At 68.3% G+C, this 17869-nt stretch carries 16 protein-coding genes and 1 riboswitch; of the genes, 4 read left to right on the forward strand and 12 right to left on the reverse strand.

The genetic code is table 11. The features are described 5' to 3' along the window. Positions 1-966, reverse strand: a complete 966-nt coding sequence (locus tag ABZ880_RS20085) for a helix-turn-helix domain-containing protein (protein WP_361264457.1) — start codon at positions 964-966, stop codon at positions 1-3. Positions 967-1092: 126 nt separating this feature from the next. Here ABZ880_RS20085 and ABZ880_RS20090 point away from each other — a divergent pair, with 126 nt between their 5' ends. Then, positions 1093-1284 carry a hypothetical protein gene (locus tag ABZ880_RS20090; RefSeq protein WP_361264460.1) on the forward strand — a complete coding sequence of 64 codons (192 nt, stop codon included), beginning with the start codon at positions 1093-1095 and terminating at the stop codon, positions 1282-1284. Here ABZ880_RS20090 and ABZ880_RS20095 read toward each other — a convergent pair. The 11 genes from ABZ880_RS20095 to ABZ880_RS20145 form a co-directional block, all read right to left on the reverse strand. After that, the gene (locus ABZ880_RS20095) at positions 1251-1721 is read right to left on the reverse strand and encodes a hypothetical protein (protein ID WP_361264463.1); all 471 of its coding nucleotides are present in this window, start codon (positions 1719-1721) and stop codon (positions 1251-1253) included. The genes ABZ880_RS20090 and ABZ880_RS20095 overlap by 34 nt on opposite strands. Before the next feature lie 149 nt (positions 1722-1870). Further along, positions 1871-3919, reverse strand: coding sequence for a putative Ig domain-containing protein (locus ABZ880_RS20100; protein WP_361264465.1), 2049 nt, complete (start codon positions 3917-3919; stop codon positions 1871-1873). Between the two features lie 237 nt (positions 3920-4156). Further along, on the reverse strand, positions 4157-4774 hold the full coding sequence (locus tag ABZ880_RS20105; RefSeq protein ID WP_361264467.1) for a nucleotidyltransferase family protein: 618 nt from the start codon (positions 4772-4774) through the stop codon (positions 4157-4159). Positions 4775-4801: 27 nt separating this feature from the next. Then, a complete protein-coding gene (locus ABZ880_RS20110; protein ID WP_361264470.1) occupies positions 4802-5815 on the reverse strand; it encodes a ribonucleotide-diphosphate reductase subunit beta in 1014 nt (337 codons plus the stop codon). Next, positions 5815-8193, reverse strand: a complete 2379-nt coding sequence (locus ABZ880_RS20115; RefSeq protein WP_361264473.1) for a ribonucleoside-diphosphate reductase subunit alpha — start codon at positions 8191-8193, stop codon at positions 5815-5817. The genes ABZ880_RS20110 and ABZ880_RS20115 overlap by 1 nt, the downstream gene beginning before the upstream one ends. Before the next feature lie 123 nt (positions 8194-8316). Further along, positions 8317-8453, reverse strand: a riboswitch (cobalamin riboswitch). Positions 8454-8509: 56 nt separating this feature from the next. Further along, the gene (locus ABZ880_RS20120) at positions 8510-9013 is read right to left on the reverse strand and encodes a GNAT family N-acetyltransferase (protein ID WP_361264476.1); all 504 of its coding nucleotides are present in this window, start codon (positions 9011-9013) and stop codon (positions 8510-8512) included. 74 nt (positions 9014-9087) lie between these two features. Then, a complete protein-coding gene (mctP, locus tag ABZ880_RS20125; protein ID WP_361264478.1) occupies positions 9088-10725 on the reverse strand; it encodes a monocarboxylate uptake permease MctP in 1638 nt (545 codons plus the stop codon). After that, complete coding sequence (locus ABZ880_RS20130) at positions 10722-10973, reverse strand: DUF3311 domain-containing protein (RefSeq protein ID WP_361264481.1); 252 nt, start codon at positions 10971-10973, stop codon at positions 10722-10724. The genes mctP and ABZ880_RS20130 overlap by 4 nt, the downstream gene beginning before the upstream one ends. Positions 10974-11121: 148 nt before the next feature. Further along, positions 11122-11322 (reverse strand): YbdD/YjiX family protein, encoded by a 201-nt coding sequence (locus ABZ880_RS20135; RefSeq protein WP_361264484.1) that lies wholly within the window; start codon positions 11320-11322, stop codon positions 11122-11124. Further along, complete coding sequence (locus tag ABZ880_RS20140; RefSeq protein WP_361264487.1) at positions 11294-13432, reverse strand: carbon starvation CstA family protein; 2139 nt, start codon at positions 13430-13432, stop codon at positions 11294-11296. Before ABZ880_RS20140 ends, ABZ880_RS20135 begins: the two co-directional genes overlap by 29 nt. A gap of 101 nt (positions 13433-13533) precedes the next feature. Continuing rightward, positions 13534-14298 (reverse strand): GntR family transcriptional regulator, encoded by a 765-nt coding sequence (locus tag ABZ880_RS20145; protein ID WP_361264490.1) that lies wholly within the window; start codon positions 14296-14298, stop codon positions 13534-13536. Between the two features lie 309 nt (positions 14299-14607). On the opposite strand from ABZ880_RS20145, the gene ABZ880_RS20150 reads away from it, so the two are divergent. The 3 genes from ABZ880_RS20150 (at position 14608) to ABZ880_RS20160 (ending at position 17865) form a co-directional block, all read left to right on the forward strand. Further along, complete coding sequence (locus ABZ880_RS20150) at positions 14608-15891, forward strand: extracellular solute-binding protein (protein ID WP_361264492.1); 1284 nt, start codon at positions 14608-14610, stop codon at positions 15889-15891. A 124-nt stretch (positions 15892-16015) separates the two neighbouring features. Next, positions 16016-17005, forward strand: a complete 990-nt coding sequence (locus ABZ880_RS20155; protein WP_361264495.1) for a sugar ABC transporter permease — start codon at positions 16016-16018, stop codon at positions 17003-17005. Further along, on the forward strand, positions 17002-17865 hold the full coding sequence (locus ABZ880_RS20160) for a carbohydrate ABC transporter permease (RefSeq protein ID WP_361264497.1): 864 nt from the start codon (positions 17002-17004) through the stop codon (positions 17863-17865). The genes ABZ880_RS20155 and ABZ880_RS20160 overlap by 4 nt, the downstream gene beginning before the upstream one ends. Positions 17866-17869 lie beyond the last annotated feature (4 nt).

The following is a 17869-nucleotide window of genomic DNA, read 5'->3' on the forward strand; positions in this document are numbered from 1 at the left end:
TCAGGCGGCCGCTTCCGGTCCCCTGAACGTATGGCGGTAGGCGTTCGGGGTGGTCCCGATCGCCTGGACGAACTGGTGACGCAGCGCGGCCGCGTTGCCGAACCCTGTACGGCCGGCGATCGCGTCCACCGTCTCGTCCGTCGCCTCCAGCAACCGCTGGGCCAGCAGCACGCGTTGGCGCAGGATCCAGCGGTAGGGAGTCGTGCCCGTCTCCTGCTGGAAGCGGCGGGCGAAGGTGCGCGGCGACATGTGGGCGCGGTCGGCGAGCTGCTCGACCGTGACCTCCTCGTCGAGGTGCCGCTCCATCCACACCAGCACCTCGGCGACGGTGTCGCCGTGCGAGCGGGGCAGCGGGCGCTCGATGTACTGGGCCTGCCCGCCGTCCCGGTGCGGCGGTACCACCATGCGCCGGGCGATCTTGTTGGCGACCTCCGGGCCGTGCTCCTTGCGCACGATGTGCAGACAGGCGTCGATGCCGGCGGCGGTGCCCGCTGAGGTGACCACCGGGCCCTCGTCGATGTACAGGACGTCGGGCTCGACGCTCAGCCGCGGGTACGCACGCGCCAGATCGTCCGCGTGGTACCAGTGCACGGCGCAGCGCCGGCCGTCGAGCAGTCCGGCCGCCGCGAGCACGAAGACACCGGAGCACACACTGAGCACCCGCGCCCCGCGCTCGACCCCGCGCCGCAGGGCGTCCAGCAGCTCGGGCGGGAACTCCCGCGTCTCGAAGCAGGCCCCCGCCGGCACGGCGATGAGGTCGGCCTCCTCCAGCCGCTCCAGGCCGTGCTCGACCTGCATGGAGAAGCCCGCGCGAGTGCCCAGCACCGGCCCCTCGGCCGAGGCGACCGCGAAGTCGTACACGGGCAGTCCGTCGTCGCTGCGGTCGGTGCCGAACACCTCGCAGACGACGGCCAGTTCGAAGGGGTTCACGCCGTCCAGCACGACGGCGGCGACGTTGTTCAGCATGCCTCCAGTGTGCACCACGATTGGCAGTATTTCGAGGGTCTACGGCAGTCCTGCCACTGTTTGTAAGGAGCTATCGGCGCGACAGTGGTGTCTATGGATACGGCACACATCGAAGGACTGATCGGAATGCTGACCGTTCTCGGAATCCTCGTCCTGCTGGTCCTGCCGTCCGTGCTCGGTATCGTGCACGACCGTCGCATCGACCGGCAGATCCGTGAGGCCGAGCGGGCCCACCGGGAGGCCGAGGGCCACCGCCCTCCGGCGCAGAGCCCGGTGCGGCAGCGCTACTTCACCTCCACGGTGACCCACCACTCCTGAATCCCCAGGCACGAGACCCGGCCCGTCTGGGCGGCGCACAACGGCCGCGTGGACTCCAGCCGGGTCTTTCCCTGCGACACGGCCTTGTACGCGGCGTTCGCATCCCCGGGCAGCAGCACGAAGCCGCTGTTGACGGCCTCCAGGACGGACCCGCTCGCGGCGACCGGCTTCCACGGCCGCTTCTTGGTGCCGTCCAGGCTGATGCGGACTGTGCTGCCCACCGCCAGACACACCGTGCTGCCGCTGTCCGCGGCATGGAGCTCCGTCCTCGTCGTGCAGCGGCCCTGCGAGGCGGACGCGGATGCGGAATCCGACGGAGTCGGCGACACACTGCTGCTGTCGCCGCCCTTGCCGCTGTCGGTCTGGCTGCCGCAGCCTGCGAGAACAAGGGTCAGTGCGGCGAGTGCGACGGTCGTGTGGGGGATCGTTCGGCGCATGGGGGCCTCCTCGCTCTTTGGACGTATCACCGGTGCTCCCGGATCCACGCCGGCGATCCACTCAGGAGATCCACGCAGGACATCCACACCGGAGCCCCGGCCGCGAAGGCGGCGACCGGGGCCCGGGGTCGAACGGTGTCAGGCGGTGATCAGCTGGTCGTCACGGCGGTGTCGTCGAGCACGAAGCTGGTCTGCAGTGAGGAGTCCTCGACACCGCTGAACTTCAGGGTGACGGTGGAGCCGGCGTACGAGGACAGGTCGAAGGACTTCTGGGCGTAGCCGGAAGCCGCGTTGAGGTTGGAGTAGGTGGCCAGGGTGGTCGAACCGGCGGTGACCGTCAGCTTGTCGTAGGCCGTGCTGCTGGAGGTCTCCGCGGTGTCGATGTGCAGATAGAAGGTGAAGGTGGCCTTGCAGCCGCTGGGCACGGTCACCGACTGGGACAGCGTGTCGGTGTGGGTCGATCCGTACCCGTCCAGCCAGGCGTAGTAGGAGCCGGCGTGCGCCGACTCACTGCTGGAGTTGGTGATGACGCCGCTGGAGGCGGTCCAGGTGGTGCTGCCCGACTCGAAGCCGGGGTTGCCGAGCAGCTGGGACGAGGTGCAGGTGCTGCTGCTGGAGCCGACCGTCCAGGTGAAGGAGGCCGAGCCGGAGGCGCCGGTGGAGTCGCTGGCGGTGACGGTGACCTGGTAGGTGCCCGCGGTGGACGCCGTACCCGTGATCTTGCCGGTGGAGCTGCTGATCGACAGCCCGGTCGGCAGGCCGCTCGCGCTGTAGGTCAGTGTCGCCCCCGCGCTGTCGGTGGCGCTGATCTGGAGGCTCACCGAGCTGCCGGTCGTCGTCGACTGGCTGCCCGGGTTGGTGACGGTCACCGTGTTGCCGGTGCTGGTGCCCGAGGTGAAGGCGGTGGTGCCGTTGGGGGTGCCCCAGCCGGTCGGGCCGTCGTAGCCGGCGGTCGCGGTGCAGAAGTACGAGGTCGAGCAGGAGCCGTTGCTGCCGCTGGTCACGTCGTACAGGTTGCTGGTGTGGCTGTAGGGGTACTTCGCCGGGTAGTCGCCGGAGCCGGGGGTGCCGGCCAGCGCGTACACGCCGGCGATGATCGGGGCGGAGGCGCTGGTGCCGCCGTAGACCGCCCAGCCGGAGCCTCCGTAGGTGTCGTACACGGCCACACCGGTGGCCGGGTCGGCGACTGCGGAGACGTCGGCCTCCATGCGCTTGCTGCAGCCGGTGTCGGTCTGCCAGCTCGGCTTCGGGTCGTACGCGGAGCAGCCGGAGCCGGTGCCCTCCGTGGAGCTGGTGTGCCACACGGACTCGGTCCAGCCGCGGGAGTTGGAGGACGTGGAGAGCGCGGTGCCGCCGACGGCGGTCACGTACTGGGAGGTCGCGGGGTACTCGGCGCCGTAGGCCGAGTCACCGGAGGAGACGGTGATCGCGACACCCGGGTGCTTGAAGTAGGAGGTGTCCTCGCTGGTCTGGGAGGAGGACTCGGAGCCGCCCCAGCTGTTGGAGACGAACTTGGCGCCGAGCGCGACGGCCTCGTTCTCGGCGGTGCCGAGGTCGGAGTCGGTGGCGGAGTTGGCCTCGACGAGGATGATGTTGCAGTTCGGGCAGACGGCGCTGACCATGTCGATGTCGAGCGCCTCTTCACCGGCCCAACCGGTGTCGTTGGTGGGCAGCGAGGTCGTGGAACCGGTCTGGCTGACCTGCTTGAAGCAGCCGTTGGCCTTGGTGCACGAGGACAGGCCGTACTGCGAGCGGTAAGTCGCCAGGTCCGACTCGGCGTTGGGGTCGTTGTAGGCGTCCACGACCGCAACGGTCAGGCCCGATCCGCCCGTTGAGGGCAGGTTGTAGGCGCTGTGCAGGTTGGCCGGGCTGAGACCGGAGGGCGCGGCGGCGGCGACCGCGGAGGCCAGGCGCTGCTTGATGTCGGTTCTGCGCTGGGCGAAGCAGGACGCGCTGCCGGGGGCCGTGGTGGCGCACAGGTGCTTGGTCGGCACCTTCTGGCCGGCCTTGCCGGTCGAGTGGAACGTCTGCCGCTCGGGGGAGGTGAGGGCCTTGGCGTTCTGGGTGACGCGGGTGGTGTGGGTCGCCGCGGGTGCCGCGTGCGCGGGTGCGGCGACGAGTCCGGCGAGCCCGAGGGCGAGGGCGGGTATGGCGGCGGTCAGGAGTCTTCGCAGACTCCGTCGGGGCTTCTCACGCATGGGGGTACTGCCTCCGTCGTTGGAGTGGGGTTCTCGACGCTGGTGGCAGGCCTGTGACGCGCGTAGCGGCGGCGGTGCGCGATGCCGTCATGGGCATGACACTTTGATCGTCCTGTGTCGGGGTTGTGTGTGCATGACAGGACGGCCAGAAAGTAGCGGGCGGCGAGGAGTCCGGAACAGATGGGCCGGAAGAACTTTGCCGCTCCGTGGGAGGTCCATGGCCGACCGATGGAGGCCCTATGGACCCTCCATGGACGAGCCCCGGCCGGGCCACTCCAGCACGCTCAACTCCGGCCACTGCTCCCGCCAGCGCGCGGACTTGGCTTCGTATACGGAACGCGGGGCGAGCACGGGGTTCGGCCGCACGACGAGGTTGAAGACGTCGGAGAGACCGTGCGGTGCGTACACCCGCCACCCGCCGGCTTCCAGCCGTACACCCAGGCAGCAGGTCGTGGCGGCGAAGCTGTCGATCGCAGCCTCGCTCGACTCGTACGGCGGGCACGGCACCCCGAACTTGTCCTCGTACCAGAGGTGCACGCGTGCCTCGTTGCGGATCTCGACCTCGGCCGGGAGATCGGCGAAGATCTCCCGGCCGGCCTTGATCACGGCGTCCTCGGCCTCCCAGGACAGGTCGTCGGCGTCGAAGTAGAAGACGTCGTAGTCCTTGATGCCCTCGGTGGGCGGCCGGTCGGTGACGACGTTCCAGACGGTCTGGAAGAGGCACCCGGCGGTGAGATACCAGCCGGGCAGCTCCATCGTCGCGGTCCGCCGCAGCACCTCGGTCAGGACGCTGTTGCGGGACAACACCATGCGCAGGGACTCGAGTTGGTCGTCGAGAGGGAGACGGCTGATCACCCTCCTGGCTTATCACAGCCGGGGCCGTCAGAAGTCCTCGTCGAAGTCGACCGTGCCCTCCACCGCGACCTGGTACGCCGACGGGCGGCGCTCGAAGAAGTTGGTCAGTTCCTGGACGCCCTGCAACTCCATGAAGGAGAAGGGGTTTTCGGAGCCGTACACCGGGGCGAAGCCGAGGCGGGTGAGGCGCTGGTCGGCGACGCACTCGAGGTACTGGCGCATCGAGTCGGTGTTCATGCCGGGCAGTCCGTCACCGCACAGGTCGCGGGCGAACTGCAGCTCGGCCTCGACGGCCTCGCGCAGCATGTCCGTCACCTGCTGCTGCAGCGCGTCGTCGAAGAGCTCCGGCTCCTCCTTGCGGACGGTGTCGACCACGTCGAAGGCGAAGGACATGTGCATCGTCTCGTCCCGGAACACCCAGTTGGTGCCGGTGGCCAGGCCGTGCAGCAGACCCCGGCTGCGGAACCAGTAGACGTATGCGAAGGCGCCGTAGAAGAACAGGCCCTCGATGCAGGCCGCGAAGCAGATCAGGTTGAGCAGGAAGCGGCGGCGGTCGGCCTTGGACTCCAGGCGGTCCAGCTTCTCCACCGAGTCCATCCACTTGAAGCAGAACCCGGCCTTCTCGCGGATGGAGGGGATGTTCTCCACCGCCGCGAAGGCCGCCGCGCGGTCCTCCGGGTCGGGGAGGTAGGTGTCCAGGAGCGTCAGGTAGAACTGGACGTGGACTGCCTCCTCGAACAGCTGGCGGCTCAAGTACAGCCGCGCCTCGGGGGAGTTGATGTGCTTGTACAGCGTCAGGACCAGGTTGTTCGCGACGATCGAGTCGCCCGTCGCGAAGAAGGCCACCAGACGGCCGATCAGATGCTGCTCGGCGGGCGTGAGCTTCGCGAGGTCGGCGACGTCGGAATGGAGGTCGACCTCCTCCACGGTCCAGGTGTTCTTGATGGCGTCCCGGTAGCGCTCGTAGAAGTCGGGGTAGCGCATGGGGCGGAGGGTCAGCTCGAAGCCCGGGTCGAGAAGGTTCTTTTCGGTGGAGCTCATTACTGGCAGGCCTCGCAGGACTCGGGGTTTTCAAGGGAGCAGGCGACGGCGTCGGGTTCGGCCGCTTGCTGCACGGGGACAGTGGCCTGGGCCGCGCGGGCGATCCGCGTCGCCGGGCGGGAACGCAGGTAGTACGTCGTCTTCAGGCCCTGCTTCCAGGCGTACGCGTACATCGAGGAGAGCTTGCCGATGGTCGGCGTCTCCAGGAACAGATTGAGGGACTGGGACTGGTCCAGGTACGGCGTACGGGCCGCCGCCATGTCGATCAGGCCGCGCTGCGGGATCTCCCACGCCGTGCGGTACAGCGCCCGTACGTCGGCCGGGATCCAGGTGAAGTCCTGCACCGAGCCGCTCGCTTCGCGCAGCGCCTCGCGGGTGCGGGCGTCCCAGACGCCGAGTTCCTTGAGGTCCTTCACCAAGTACGAGTTGACCTGCAGGAATTCACCGGACAGCGTCTCGCGCTTGAACAGGTTCGACACCTGTGGCTCGATGCACTCGTACACACCCGCGATCGACGCGATGGTGGCGGTCGGAGCGATCGCCAGGAGCAGTGAGTTGCGCATGCCGACCGCGGCGATACGTTCCCGGAGCGCCGCCCAGCGCTCCGGCCAGGTCGGCTCCACGCCGTAGTGGTCGGGGTGCAGCACACCCCGCGCGGCACGCGTCTTCTCCCAGGCCGGCAGCGGGCCGTTGCGCTCGGCGAGGTCGGCGGAGGCCTCGTAGGCGGCGAGCATGATGCGCTCGGCGATACGGGTGGAGAGGGCCCCCGCCTCCGGGGAGTCGAAGGGCAGGCGGAGTTTGAAGAAGACGTCCTGCAGACCCATCGCGCCCAGGCCGACCGGGCGCCAGCGCGCGTTCGACCGGCCCGCCTGCTCGGTCGGGTAGAAGTTGATGTCCACCACACGGTCCAGGAAGGTGACGGCGGTGCGGACGGTCTCGTCCAGCCGCTCCCAGTCCAGGTCCCCGTTGTGGACGAACGCCCCCAGGTTCACCGAGCCCAGGTTGCAGACCGCCGTCTCGCCGTCGTCCGTGACCTCCAGGATCTCCGTGCAGAGGTTGGAGGAGTGGACGACATGGCCCGGCTCGGCGGTCTGGTTGGCGGTGCGGTTGGCCGCGTCCTTGAAGGTCATCCAGCCGTTGCCGGTCTGCGCGAGGGTGCGCATCATGCGGCCGTAGAGATCGCGGGCGGGGATGGCCTTGCGCGCGAGACCCTCGGCCTCGGCCTTCCGGTAGGCCGCGTCGAACTCCTCACCCCACAGGTCAACCAACTCCGGTACGTCGGCGGGGGAGAAGAGCGACCACAGCTCGTCGGCGTTCACCCGGCGCATGAACTCGTCCGGGATCCAGTGCGCGAGGTTCAGGTTGTGCGTACGGCGGGCGTCCTCACCCGTGTTGTCGCGCAGCTCGAGGAACTCCTCGATGTCGGAGTGCCAGGTCTCCAGGTAGACGGCGGCGGCACCCTTGCGCCGGCCGCCCTGGTTCACGGCGGCCACCGAGGCGTCGAGCGTCTTCAGGAACGGGACGATGCCGTTGGAGTGCCCGTTGGTGCCGCGGATCAGCGAACCGCGGCTGCGGATACGGGAGTAGGCGATGCCGATGCCGCCGGCGTGCTTCGAGAGACGGGCGACCTGGTGGTAGCGGTCGTAGATGGAGTCCAACTCGTCCAGCGGGGAGTCGAGGAGGTAGCAGGACGACATCTGGGGGTGCCGGGTGCCGGAGTTGAAGAGGGTGGGGGAGGAGGGGAGGTAGTCGAGGCGGCTCATCAGGCCGTAGAGCGCGGCGACTTCGTCCACCGCGCGGGTGCCCGTCCCGGAATCGAGCGCAGTGTCCTCGGCGAGGCCGCTCGCGACCCGGAGCATGAAGTGCTGGGGCGTCTCGATGACCTTGCGGGTGATCGGGTGCCGCAGGAGGTAGCGGCTGTGGAGGGTGCGCAGGCCGAAGTAGCCGAAGCGGTCGTCGGCCCGGGGATCGACGAGGGCGTCGAGGCGGTCGGCGTGCACGCGGACGAACTCCGCGGTGCGGTCGGCGATGAGGCCCTCGCGAAGGCCGACGGCGATGGACTCCGTGAACGACGTGACGCCCTGGGAGGCGGCCTCGGCGGCGATGCCGATGGTGAGGAGCCGGGCGGCCAGCCTGCTGTACGCGGGGTCCTCGGAGATGAGGCCCGCGGCCGCTTCGGTGGCCAGTTCGCGCAACTCCGCCTCGTCGGCGTGCGCGGACCGGCCGCGCAGCGCTGCCGCGGCGACCCGGCCGGGGTCGGCGTCGGGGAGGTCGGCGGTCAGCTCGGTCAGGGTCCGCAGCAGCGCGGTACCGGGACCGTCTTCGTCCACAGGGGCGGTCGTGGTCGCTGAAGCCGGTTCGGCTGGCGCGATGGTCACGTGGGGCTCTCCCTCGCTCGGCAGTGGGCCTGAGGGAGGGCAGGGGGCAGCACACGAGCGCGCACGGCGTCGCGTCCACCGGCCCACTCCACGAGGCCCGGACGTCTCAGCACCCGGGCCACGGCGGCCGGGTGCACTGTCGGCAGGTCCTCGGACTGACGCTCGTACGTGTGCGAACACGCATGAGTACACCGTTGCGGGACAGTTCCGGATTCGCACCGGATTCCCCTGCGGCGACAGCGAGCATGAGCATACATCTTGTGTCGGGTGGGGGTGGCGCCCCCATATGTTGTGTCGCCGCCGACTTCGGAGCGTGTCAGAGCGTCAACTCATAGGTGATCAGCGTGAAGTCGACGCCCGGCATCGGCTTCCAGTCGCGCCCGGGGGCGCGGACGAAACCGGCGCGTTCGTAGATGCGGTGGGCGGCGTGCATGATCGGCTGGGTGGACAGGACGATGCCGGTGCAGCCGTCCGTGGCCCTGGCCCGGTCGACACAGGCGCGGACGAGGGCCTCTCCGGCGCCCCTGCCGCGGGCTGCCCGGTCGACTGCGAGCATCCGTATCTCGGCCTCCCCGGGGCGCGCGAGGTCCGCCATGGGGCCGCCGGAGGGGACGTAGGTGACGCCGCCGAGGAGTTGGCCGCCCTGTGTGGCCACGAGTACGTCGGCCGCGGCCGCCCGCTTGGCGACGTCCCTCAACTCGGCCAGATACCAGTCGCTCTCGCCGAAGGTGAGGAGGCCGTCCTGGAGGTAGGCCCGGGCGGTGATCTCACCGAGCGCCTCGTACTCGCCGGGTGCCACCCGACGGATCACGATGTCCATGGGCTCGAGTCTGCCGGACGGGTACGACAACGGGCCGCCGGATTTCCCCGGCGGCCCGCTGATCACCGCGACTGCTAGTGAGAGGCGCCAGCGGTCGCCGGCGGCAGTTCCGCCTGCACCCCGGGGTCTCCCGCGTCCGCCGTGTAGTCCTCCGGCTTCGTCTCGTCCACGCCCTCCGGTGCCTTCAGCGCCTTCAGTACGAAGGTCAGGACGACCGTCACGACAACGTTCAGGACGAACGCCGTCAGGCCGATGTAGCCCATCTCGCCGAGGCCCGGAATGTTCGCGTTGGAGCCGCCGAAGTGCTTCTGGCTCGGGTTGGTCGGGGAGGCGACGCCGTACGCGGCGAGGGTGCCGTAGACCATGCCGACCGCCCAGCCCGCGAGCAGGGCCCAGCGGTGGAACCAGCGGGTGAACAGGCCGCCGACCAGGGCCGGGAACGTCTGCAGGATCCAGATGCCGCCCAGCAGCTGGAAGTTGATCGCCACCGTCTTGTCCATCGTCAGGACGAAGACCAGCGCGCCCACCTTCACCAGCAGCGAGACCAGCTTGGAGACCTTGGTCTCCTGCTCCGGCGTCGCGTCCGGCTTGATGAAGTCCTTGTAGATGTTGCGGGTGAAGAGGTTCGCGGCCGCGATCGACATGATCGCCGCCGGGACGAGCGCCCCGATGCCGATCGCCGCGAAGGCCACGCCCGCGAACCAGCTCGGGAACATGTTCTCGAACAGCTGCGGGATCGCCAACTGCCCGTTGGTGACCTTGACTCCGGCCGCGATCGCCATGAAGCCCAGCAGGGCGAGCAGGCCCAGCATCAGCGAGTACAGCGGCAGGATCGTGGTGTTGCGGCGGATCACGTCACGGCTCTTCGAGGACAGCGTCGCGGTGATCGAGTGCGGGTACATGAACAGCGCGAGCGCTGAGCCCAACGCCAGCGTGGCGTAGGTCCATTGGGTCGCCTCGGCCGGGGCCAGTGCCCCGCGCGGCTTGCCGGTCACCGGGTTGGTCGCGCTGAACGCCTCGCCCGCCTTGGCGAAGATGTCGTCGAAGCCGCCGAGCTTGATCGGGATGTAGATGATCGCCACCGCGATGACGATGTAGATCAGCGTGTCCTTCACGAACGCGATCAGGGCGGGGGCGCGCAGACCCGACGAGTACGTGTACGCCGCCAGCACGCCGAAGGCGATCAGCAGCGGCAGGTCCTTCACGAACCAGTTGGAGTTCGCACTGCCGCCGACGCCCATCACGTCCAGCACGGCCTGGATGCCGACGAGTTGGAGCGCGATGTACGGCATCGTCGCGAGGATGCCGGTGAGCGCGACCGCCAGCGACAGCCCCTTCGAGCCGAAGCGTCCGCGCACGAAGTCGGACGTCGTCACGTATCCGTGGCGGTGCGAGACCGACCACAGCCGCGGCAGGAAGGTGAAGATCAGCGGGTACACCAGGATGGTGTACGGCACCGCGAAGAAGCCGGCCGCGCCCGCCGCGTAGATCGCCGCCGGCACGGCGACGAAGGTGTACGCCGTGTAGAGGTCGCCGCCGAGCAGGAACCAGGTGATCCAGGTGCCGAACGACCGTCCGCCCAGGCCCCATTCGTCCAGGCTCTGCTCGTTCTCGGCCCTGCGCCAGCGCGCGGCCAGGAAGCCCATGGCCGTGACGGCCACGAAGAAGAAGATGAAGACGCCGAGCGCGACGCCGTTCACGCCGTCCTTCACTTGGTGCCTCCCCGGCGTGCCCGCTGGTCACGCTGCCACAGCTGGTACGCCGTCATCGTCAGCGCCGTGGAGATCAGCACCCACAGCATCTGGTACCAGTAGAAGAACGGGATGCCGATGAACGCAGGGTCCGTCCTGGCGTAGGAGCCGACCCACAGCATCGCCACGAACGGCGCCACGAGGCAGAGGGCGATGACCACGCGGACCGGTGTCACCACCGGAGGTCTCACTTCAGGCGCATCTGACATACGACGGCTCCGTCCCCTCACGATCACCTGTGATCACCTGTGTAACGCGCAGGCAATCTAGGTCACCGTGTCACGGGAGCGGAAGGGCTCGTCCGCATATCGGCATGTCGATTCCGTGAAGGCCCGACATCGGTGTCAAAGGCACGCGTCAGCAGCAGCGGAAACCCTGCCTCGGGTCCTCCTCCTGACGGTCCGTCCGCATCCGCTCGAAATCGCGCCGGGACGGCACCTCGGCCTGTGGGTGGTCCTTCCGCACATGCGCCACGTACCGGTCGTACGCCGACTCGTCGGTCAGCTCCCGGACGTACCAGCGCACACTTCTAGCCGCCCGTACCAGCGCCGACCGCATCGCGCGCCTCCTCCTTCTCCTCCCGGGTCGGGATCAGCCCGGCCGGAGCGGTGATCGTCGACTCGACGTACGGCGACTCGCTGAGCGTGGACAGCGCGGGCCGGCGTATGTGCCGGACGCAGACGCGCAACGCGTCCGCGATGACCACGACGATCAGAAGGGCCAGCACGGCCGAAAGGACTCCGTCCACCGTGGAGTTGGTGACCACGGTGCGCATGTCGCCCATGTTCTTGGCGGGCGGCAGCACCTTCCCGGCGTCGATGGCGTCCTGGAAGACCGACCGCTGCTTGAAGAAGCCGACCTTCGGGTCGCTGGAGAACACCTTCTGCCAGCTCGCCGTGAGGGTGACCGTCGCGTCCCAGGCGAGCGGAATCCCGGTGATCCAGGCCCACTTGAGGCGCCCGGACTTCACCAGCAGCGTCGTGCAGACGGCCAGGGCGACCGCGGCCAGCAGTTGGTTGGAGATGCCGAAGATCGGGAACAGCTGGTTGATGCCGCCGAGGGGCTCGTGCACGCCCACCCAGAGGAAGTACCCCCACAGCGCGCACACGATCCCGCTGGTGATGACCAGGCCCGGCTTCCAACTGATGTTCTTGAACGGCCTGATGACGTTGCCCAGCATGTCCTGCAGCATGAACCGGCCCACCCGCGTACCGGCGTCCAGCGCGGTCAGGATGAACAGCGCCTCGAACATGATCGCGAAGTGGTACCAGAAGGCCCGCAGCCCTCCGCCGGTCACCTTGGAGAAGATCTCCGAGACACCGATGGCGAGCGTGGGCGCGCCGCCGGTGCGGGAGAGCAGGGTCGCCTCCTCGACGCGCTGCGCGGCCCGGGCGAGGTCGGCGGGGGAGATCTGGTAGCCCCAACCGGTCACCACCTGCGAGGCGTTCTGCACCGTGGTGCCGATGACGCCCGCCGGTGCGTTCATCGCGAAGTACAGCCCCGGGTCGATGATGCTCGCCGCGACCAGCGCCATGATCGCGACCGACGACTCCATCAGCATGGAGCCGTAGCCGATCATCCGGACCTGCGTCTCCTTCTGGATCATCTTCGGCGTCGTACCGCTCGATATGAGCGAGTGGAAGCCGGACAGCGCCCCGCAGGCGATGGTGATGAAGACGAAGGGGAAGAGCGAGCCCGCGAAGACCGGGCCGTCGCCGCGCGAGGCGAAGTCGGTCACCGCGTCCATCTTCAGGGTCGGCAGGGCGATGACCACGCCCAGCGCAAGCAGCACGATCGTGCCGATCTTCATGAAGGTGGAGAGGTAGTCGCGGGGGGCGAGCAGCATCCACACCGGCAGGATCGAGGCGATGAAGCCGTACGCCACCAGCCAGACGACCAGCGTCGAGGGCGCGAGCGTGAAGGCGTCGGCCCACGAGGACTCGGCGACCCAGCGCCCCGCGACCAGCGCGAGCAGCAGCAGCGCCACACCGATCAGCGAGACCTCGGCGACCCGGCCGGGGCGAAGTACCCGCAGATAGAAGCCCATCAGCAGGGCGATCGGGATCGTCATCGCGATGGAGAAGGTGCCCCAGGGCGAGGCGGCCAGGGCGTTGACGATGACCAGGGCCAGCACCCCGAGCAGGATGATCATGATGGCGAAGGCGGCGATCAGCGCGGCCGCGCCGCCGAAGGGGCCGATCTCCTCGCGCGCCATCTGGCCGAGCGAACGCCCGTCCCTGCGCGTGGAGAAGAACAGCACCACCATGTCCTGGACCGCGCCCGCGAACACCACGCCGGCGATGATCCAGACGGTGCCGGGCAGATAGCCCATCTGCGCGGCCAGCACCGGCCCGACCAGGGGCCCGGCGCCGGCGATCGCCGCGAAGTGATGGCCGAGCAGCACGCGGCGGTCGGTGGGGTGGAAGTCGATGCCGTTGTTGAGGCGTTCGGCCGGAGTGGCCCGGGTCTTGTCGACCTTCAGCACCTTGTACGCGATGAACTTCGCGTAGAAGCGATAGGCGATGGCGTACGAGCCGAGGGCGGCGGCGACCATCCAGGCGGCCGACACGTCCTCTCCCCGGGAGAGTGCGAGCACGGACCAGCCTGCCGCACCGACCAGCGCGACAAGGGTCCAGATGGCGATGGAGCGGACGTTCGCGGTACGCACTGGGATGTCCTCCCGTCCATGCGGCGACGGGAGGACCGTAGAACAGGAGCGGCAGTTGCGCTACACCGCGTGCAGTACTGCGGGGAGGTCCTTGTGGTGCCCTACTCCTGAGGGCGCTTCAGACGCGCGACGAACTTGTAGCGGTCCCCGCGGTAGACGGACCGCACCCACTCCACCGGCTGCCCCTCCCGGTCCAGCGAGTGGCGGGAGAGCATCAGCATCGGCAGGCCCACGTCGGTGCTGAGCAGGCCCGCCTCGCGCGGGGTGGCCAGCGAGGTCTCGATGGTCTCCTCGGCCTCGGCGAGATGGACGTCGTAGACCTCGGCGAGGGCGGTGTAGAGGGACGTGTACTTCACGAGGCTGCGCCTGAGCGCCGGGAAGCGCTTCGCGCTCAGGTGCGTGGTCTCGATGGCCATCGGCTCGGCGTTGGCCATGCGCAGGCGCTCGATGCGCAGCACCCGGCCGCCGGCCGTGATGTCGAGGAGCTCGGCGAGGCGGTCGTCGGCGGTGATGTAGCCGATGTCCAGCAGCTGCGAGGTCGGCTCCAGGCCCTGGGCGCGCATGTCCTCGGTGTACGAGGTGAGTTGGAGCGCCTGCGAGACCTTCGGCTTGGCGACGAAGGTGCCCTTGCCCTGGATGCGTTCCAGACGGCCCTCGACGACCAGCTCCTGAAGGGCCTGTCGCACGGTCGTGCGCGAGGTGTCGAACTCGGCGGCGAGGGTGCGCTCGGGCGGGACCGGTGTGCCGGGCGACTGTGTCTCCGTCATGTCGAGCAGGTGCTTCTTCAGGCGGTAGTACTTGGGCACGCGCGCGGTACGGACACTCGCCCCACCCTCGTTCTCCGCACTGCTGACGTCGGTGCTCATGCTCTGCCTTCCCGGCTCCGGATGCGGGTCACTTCGTGATCCCTTCTGTATACCGTCGCCAGCTGTTTTGGTCTAGTCCACGGGGAGCCAAGTGGTCTAGCGGACGAGAGTACTCCGGCGCCGCTGTTTTCGCTGGCTTCTTACTTAAAGGTTCCTGCATATGTAGCTCGTATAACGGCTGGTCAGAGCCTTTTCGAGCACTCTTGACAGGCTTCCTGGTCTGGTCCAAGCTCCCGGTACTGGTCTACACCATTGGTTCAGGTCCCGGCGTATGGGCGGGGAGGTGTGGGCATCCCTGAGGAGGGTGGCGTGAAGCGCAAGCTGATAGCCGCGATCGGTATCGCGGGCATGGTGGTCTCCATCGCGGCGTGTGGCGGCAACGACGACAACGGCTCTTCGAACAGCGGCGCGGACGCCAAGGAGCTGACCGTCTGGCTCACCGTCGACGCTCAGAACAACTGGCCGAACCTGGTGAAGGCGGCCGACGCGGCGGTTCAGAAGAAGCACCCCGGCATCAAGATCAACCACGAGTACTACGGCTGGCCGGACAAGAACACCAAGCTCGACGCGGTGCTCGCCACCGACAAGGCCCCCGACGTGGTCGAGATGGGCAACACCGAGATGCTGAGCTACATGGTCAAGGGCGCCTTCGCACCCGTCGACGCCTCGAAGTTCACGGGCTCCTCCGCCTGGCTCGACGGCCTCAAGGCCTCCGTGAGCTACCAGGGCAAGACCTACGGCGTCCCGTACTACGCGGGCGGCCGTGTCGCCAACTGGCGCAAGGACCTCTTCGCCTCCGTCGGCGTGAAGACCCCGCCGAAGACGTACGCCGAACTCACCGCCGCCCTCGACAAGGTGCAGAAGAAGGAGGGCGACAAGTTCTCCGCCTGGTACCAGCCCACCCGCGACTGGTACGCGGCCATGTCCTTCGTCTACGACGCCGGCGGCTCCATCGCCAAGGAGTCGGGCGGCCAGTGGAAGGCGAACCTCTCCTCGCCCGAGTCCATCAAGGGCCTGACCGAGTTCAAGAACGTCATCGACAAGTACATGCACGGCGACAAGACCAAGGACGAGTCCGACCGTTACATCGTCTACGGCCAGGGCAAGTCCGGCATGATCTTCGGTGCCGCCTGGGAGGGCGCGACCTCCGCCGACCCGAAGAACGACAAGACCGGCAAGCTCAAGAACAACCTCGAGAACTTCGTGATGCCGGGTCCGTCCGGCAAGAACATGCCCGTCTTCCTGGGCGGTTCGGACCTCGCCATCCCGGTCAAGTCCAAGGCGCAGGCCGTCGCCGCCGAGTGGATCAACGCGTTCACCGGCCCCTCCGGCCAGAAGGGCCTGATGGCCAAGGGCAACCTGCCCAACAACAAGACCGACCTCGCGACCCTGAAGAACGACCCCGCGACGGCGGTCCCGGCCACCGCGGCCGAGTCCAACTGGTTCGTCCCGATGGCGCCCGGCTGGGGCCAGGTCGAGAAGGCCCAGGTCCTGCAGACCATGCTGCAGGACATCGGCACCGGCAAGAAGTCGGTCGAGGCCGCCGCGAAGGAAGCGGACGCCGCGATCGACAAGGTCATCAACACCAAGTGACCTGAGGGCAGGGCTCTGTTGCACCGACAGGGCCCTGCTTCTCGTACGACTGCGCGGGGTTCGGCCCGTGCGGTGGTACGGGCTCCGCTTTCGTACGACCTGAGGGACCGCTGAGGAGCGCGCCATGAGTGCCGCAGACACCACCACCCCTGCCAAGGTGCCGCCGCCGCGGCAGGCGCCGCCACCACCGCCGGTCGCCAAGCACCCACGCAGAGACCGGACTTCGGGCGGCGAAGCCACGCCGTGGCTGCTGCTCGCGCCCTGTCTGCTGATCCTCGCACTGGTGATGGGCTATCCGCTGGTCCGCCTGGTCACCCTCTCCTTCCAGAAGTTCGGGCAGTCCCAGCTGTGGGGCTTCCAGCCGGCCGAGTGGGTCGGCCTGGACAACTTCACCGGAGTGCTGGGCGACGGCGAGTTCTGGCAGGTCGTGGTCCGGACGATCCTCTTCGCGGCCGGTGCGGTCATCTTCACGATGGTCCTGGGCATGCTGATCGCGCTGCTCCTGCAGCGGGTCTCCGGCTGGGTGAAGACGATGGTCAACATCGTGCTGGTGGCCAGCTGGGGCATGCCCATCATCGTCGCCACCACGGTCTTCAAGTGGCTGTTCGACGCCGACTACGGCATCCTCAACGCGCTGCTCAGCAAGCTGCCGGGCGTGGAGATGATCGGCCACAACTGGTTCGCCAGCGGCCCGCAGGGCCTCGCCGTCATCATGCTGCTGGTGGTCTGGGGAGCCGTCCCCTTCGTGGTCATCACGCTCAGCGCCGGTCTCACCCAGGTCCCGGCCGAACTCGAGGAAGCCGCACGGCTGGACGGCGCGGGCTCCTGGGGTGTCTTCCGTTACGTCACCCTGCCCATCCTCAAGCCGATCATCGTGATGCTCACGACCCTGTCGGTCATCTGGGACATGGGCGTCTTCCCGCAGGTCTTCGTGATGCGAAACGGCCACCCGGAGGCGGAGTTCCAGCTGCTGACCACCTACTCCTACGACCGTGCCTTCGTGGTCAACGACTATGCGCAGGGCTCGGCGATCGCCCTGATCACCGTGGTGCTGCTGCTCGGCGTGGTCGCCGTGTACATGCGCCAGATGCTGAAGATCGGAGAGGTCGAATGAGCGCGATCACCACCGGGCGGCCCGCGACCGCCACCGGCCGGCCCCGCAGGTCCAAGCTCGGCTGGAACCTCCTCGGCCTCCTGGTCTTCCTGACCGCCGGCTTCCCCGTCTACTGGATGCTCAACACGGCCATCAAGCCGGCCAAGGACACCATCGACCCGGACCCGAGCCTGTTCCCGACCGGCTTCACGCTCGACAACTTCCGCCGGGCGCTGGCGATCGCGGACTTCTGGGGACCGGTCGGCCGCAGCCTGATCGTCTCCCTGTCGGTCGTGGCGATCGGCGTCGTCGTCGGCATGCTGGCCGCGCTCGCCATCTCCCGGTTCGCCTTCCGCGGCCGCAAGATCGTGATCGTCGGCATCCTGGCCGTCCAGATGGTCCCGCTGGTCGCCATGATCATCCCGGTGTTCCTGCTCCTGAACGACCTGGAGCAGTACGACAAGCTCTCGGGCCTGATCATCACGTACCTGACCTTCATCCTCCCCTTCACGGTGTGGACGCTGCGCGGCTTCATCGTCAACATCCCGAAGGAGCTGGAGGAGGCGGCCATGGTCGACGGCTGCTCCCGCACGGGCGCCTTCATCCGCGTGGTCTTCCCCCTTCTCGCCCCCGGCATGGTCGCGACCTCGGTCTACGGCTTCATCCAGGCGTGGAACGAGTACCTCTACGCCCTGATGCTGCTCAGCCAGAAGAACCAGACCGCGACCGTGTGGCTCGGCAACTTCACCACCAAGCACGGCACCGAATACGCCCCGATGATGGCCGGAGCCACGATGATGGCCGTGCCGATCGTCGTCCTGTTCCTCCTCGTCCAGCGCAAGATGGCCGCGGGCCTGACCGCCGGCGCAGTGAAGGGATAACGCC

The organism is Streptomyces sp. NPDC047043 (genome assembly GCF_040644055.1).
Taxonomy (GTDB): Bacteria; Actinomycetota; Actinomycetes; order Streptomycetales; family Streptomycetaceae; genus Streptomyces.

Excerpts from the sequence above, each read along its gene's own strand:
- ABZ880_RS20095 (WP_361264463.1), bottom strand. The coding sequence starts at position 1,721 with ATGCGCCGAACGATCCCCCACACGACCGTCGCACTCGCCGCACTGACC.
- ABZ880_RS20130 (WP_361264481.1), bottom strand. The coding sequence starts at position 10,973 with ATGTCAGATGCGCCTGAAGTGAGACCTCCGGTGGTGACACCGGTCCGC.
- ABZ880_RS20135 (WP_361264484.1), bottom strand. The coding sequence starts at position 11,322 with ATGCGGTCGGCGCTGGTACGGGCGGCTAGAAGTGTGCGCTGGTACGTC.
- ABZ880_RS20110 (WP_361264470.1), bottom strand. The coding sequence starts at position 5,815 with ATGAGCTCCACCGAAAAGAACCTTCTCGACCCGGGCTTCGAGCTGACC.
- ABZ880_RS20100 (WP_361264465.1), bottom strand. The coding sequence starts at position 3,919 with ATGCGTGAGAAGCCCCGACGGAGTCTGCGAAGACTCCTGACCGCCGCC.
- ABZ880_RS20085 (WP_361264457.1), bottom strand. The coding sequence starts at position 966 with ATGCTGAACAACGTCGCCGCCGTCGTGCTGGACGGCGTGAACCCCTTC.
- ABZ880_RS20090 (WP_361264460.1), top strand. The coding sequence starts at position 1,093 with ATGCTGACCGTTCTCGGAATCCTCGTCCTGCTGGTCCTGCCGTCCGTG.
- ABZ880_RS20145 (WP_361264490.1), bottom strand. The coding sequence starts at position 14,298 with ATGAGCACCGACGTCAGCAGTGCGGAGAACGAGGGTGGGGCGAGTGTC.
- ABZ880_RS20160 (WP_361264497.1), top strand. The coding sequence starts at position 17,002 with ATGAGCGCGATCACCACCGGGCGGCCCGCGACCGCCACCGGCCGGCCC.
- ABZ880_RS20155 (WP_361264495.1), top strand. The coding sequence starts at position 16,016 with ATGAGTGCCGCAGACACCACCACCCCTGCCAAGGTGCCGCCGCCGCGG.
- ABZ880_RS20120 (WP_361264476.1), bottom strand. The coding sequence starts at position 9,013 with ATGGACATCGTGATCCGTCGGGTGGCACCCGGCGAGTACGAGGCGCTC.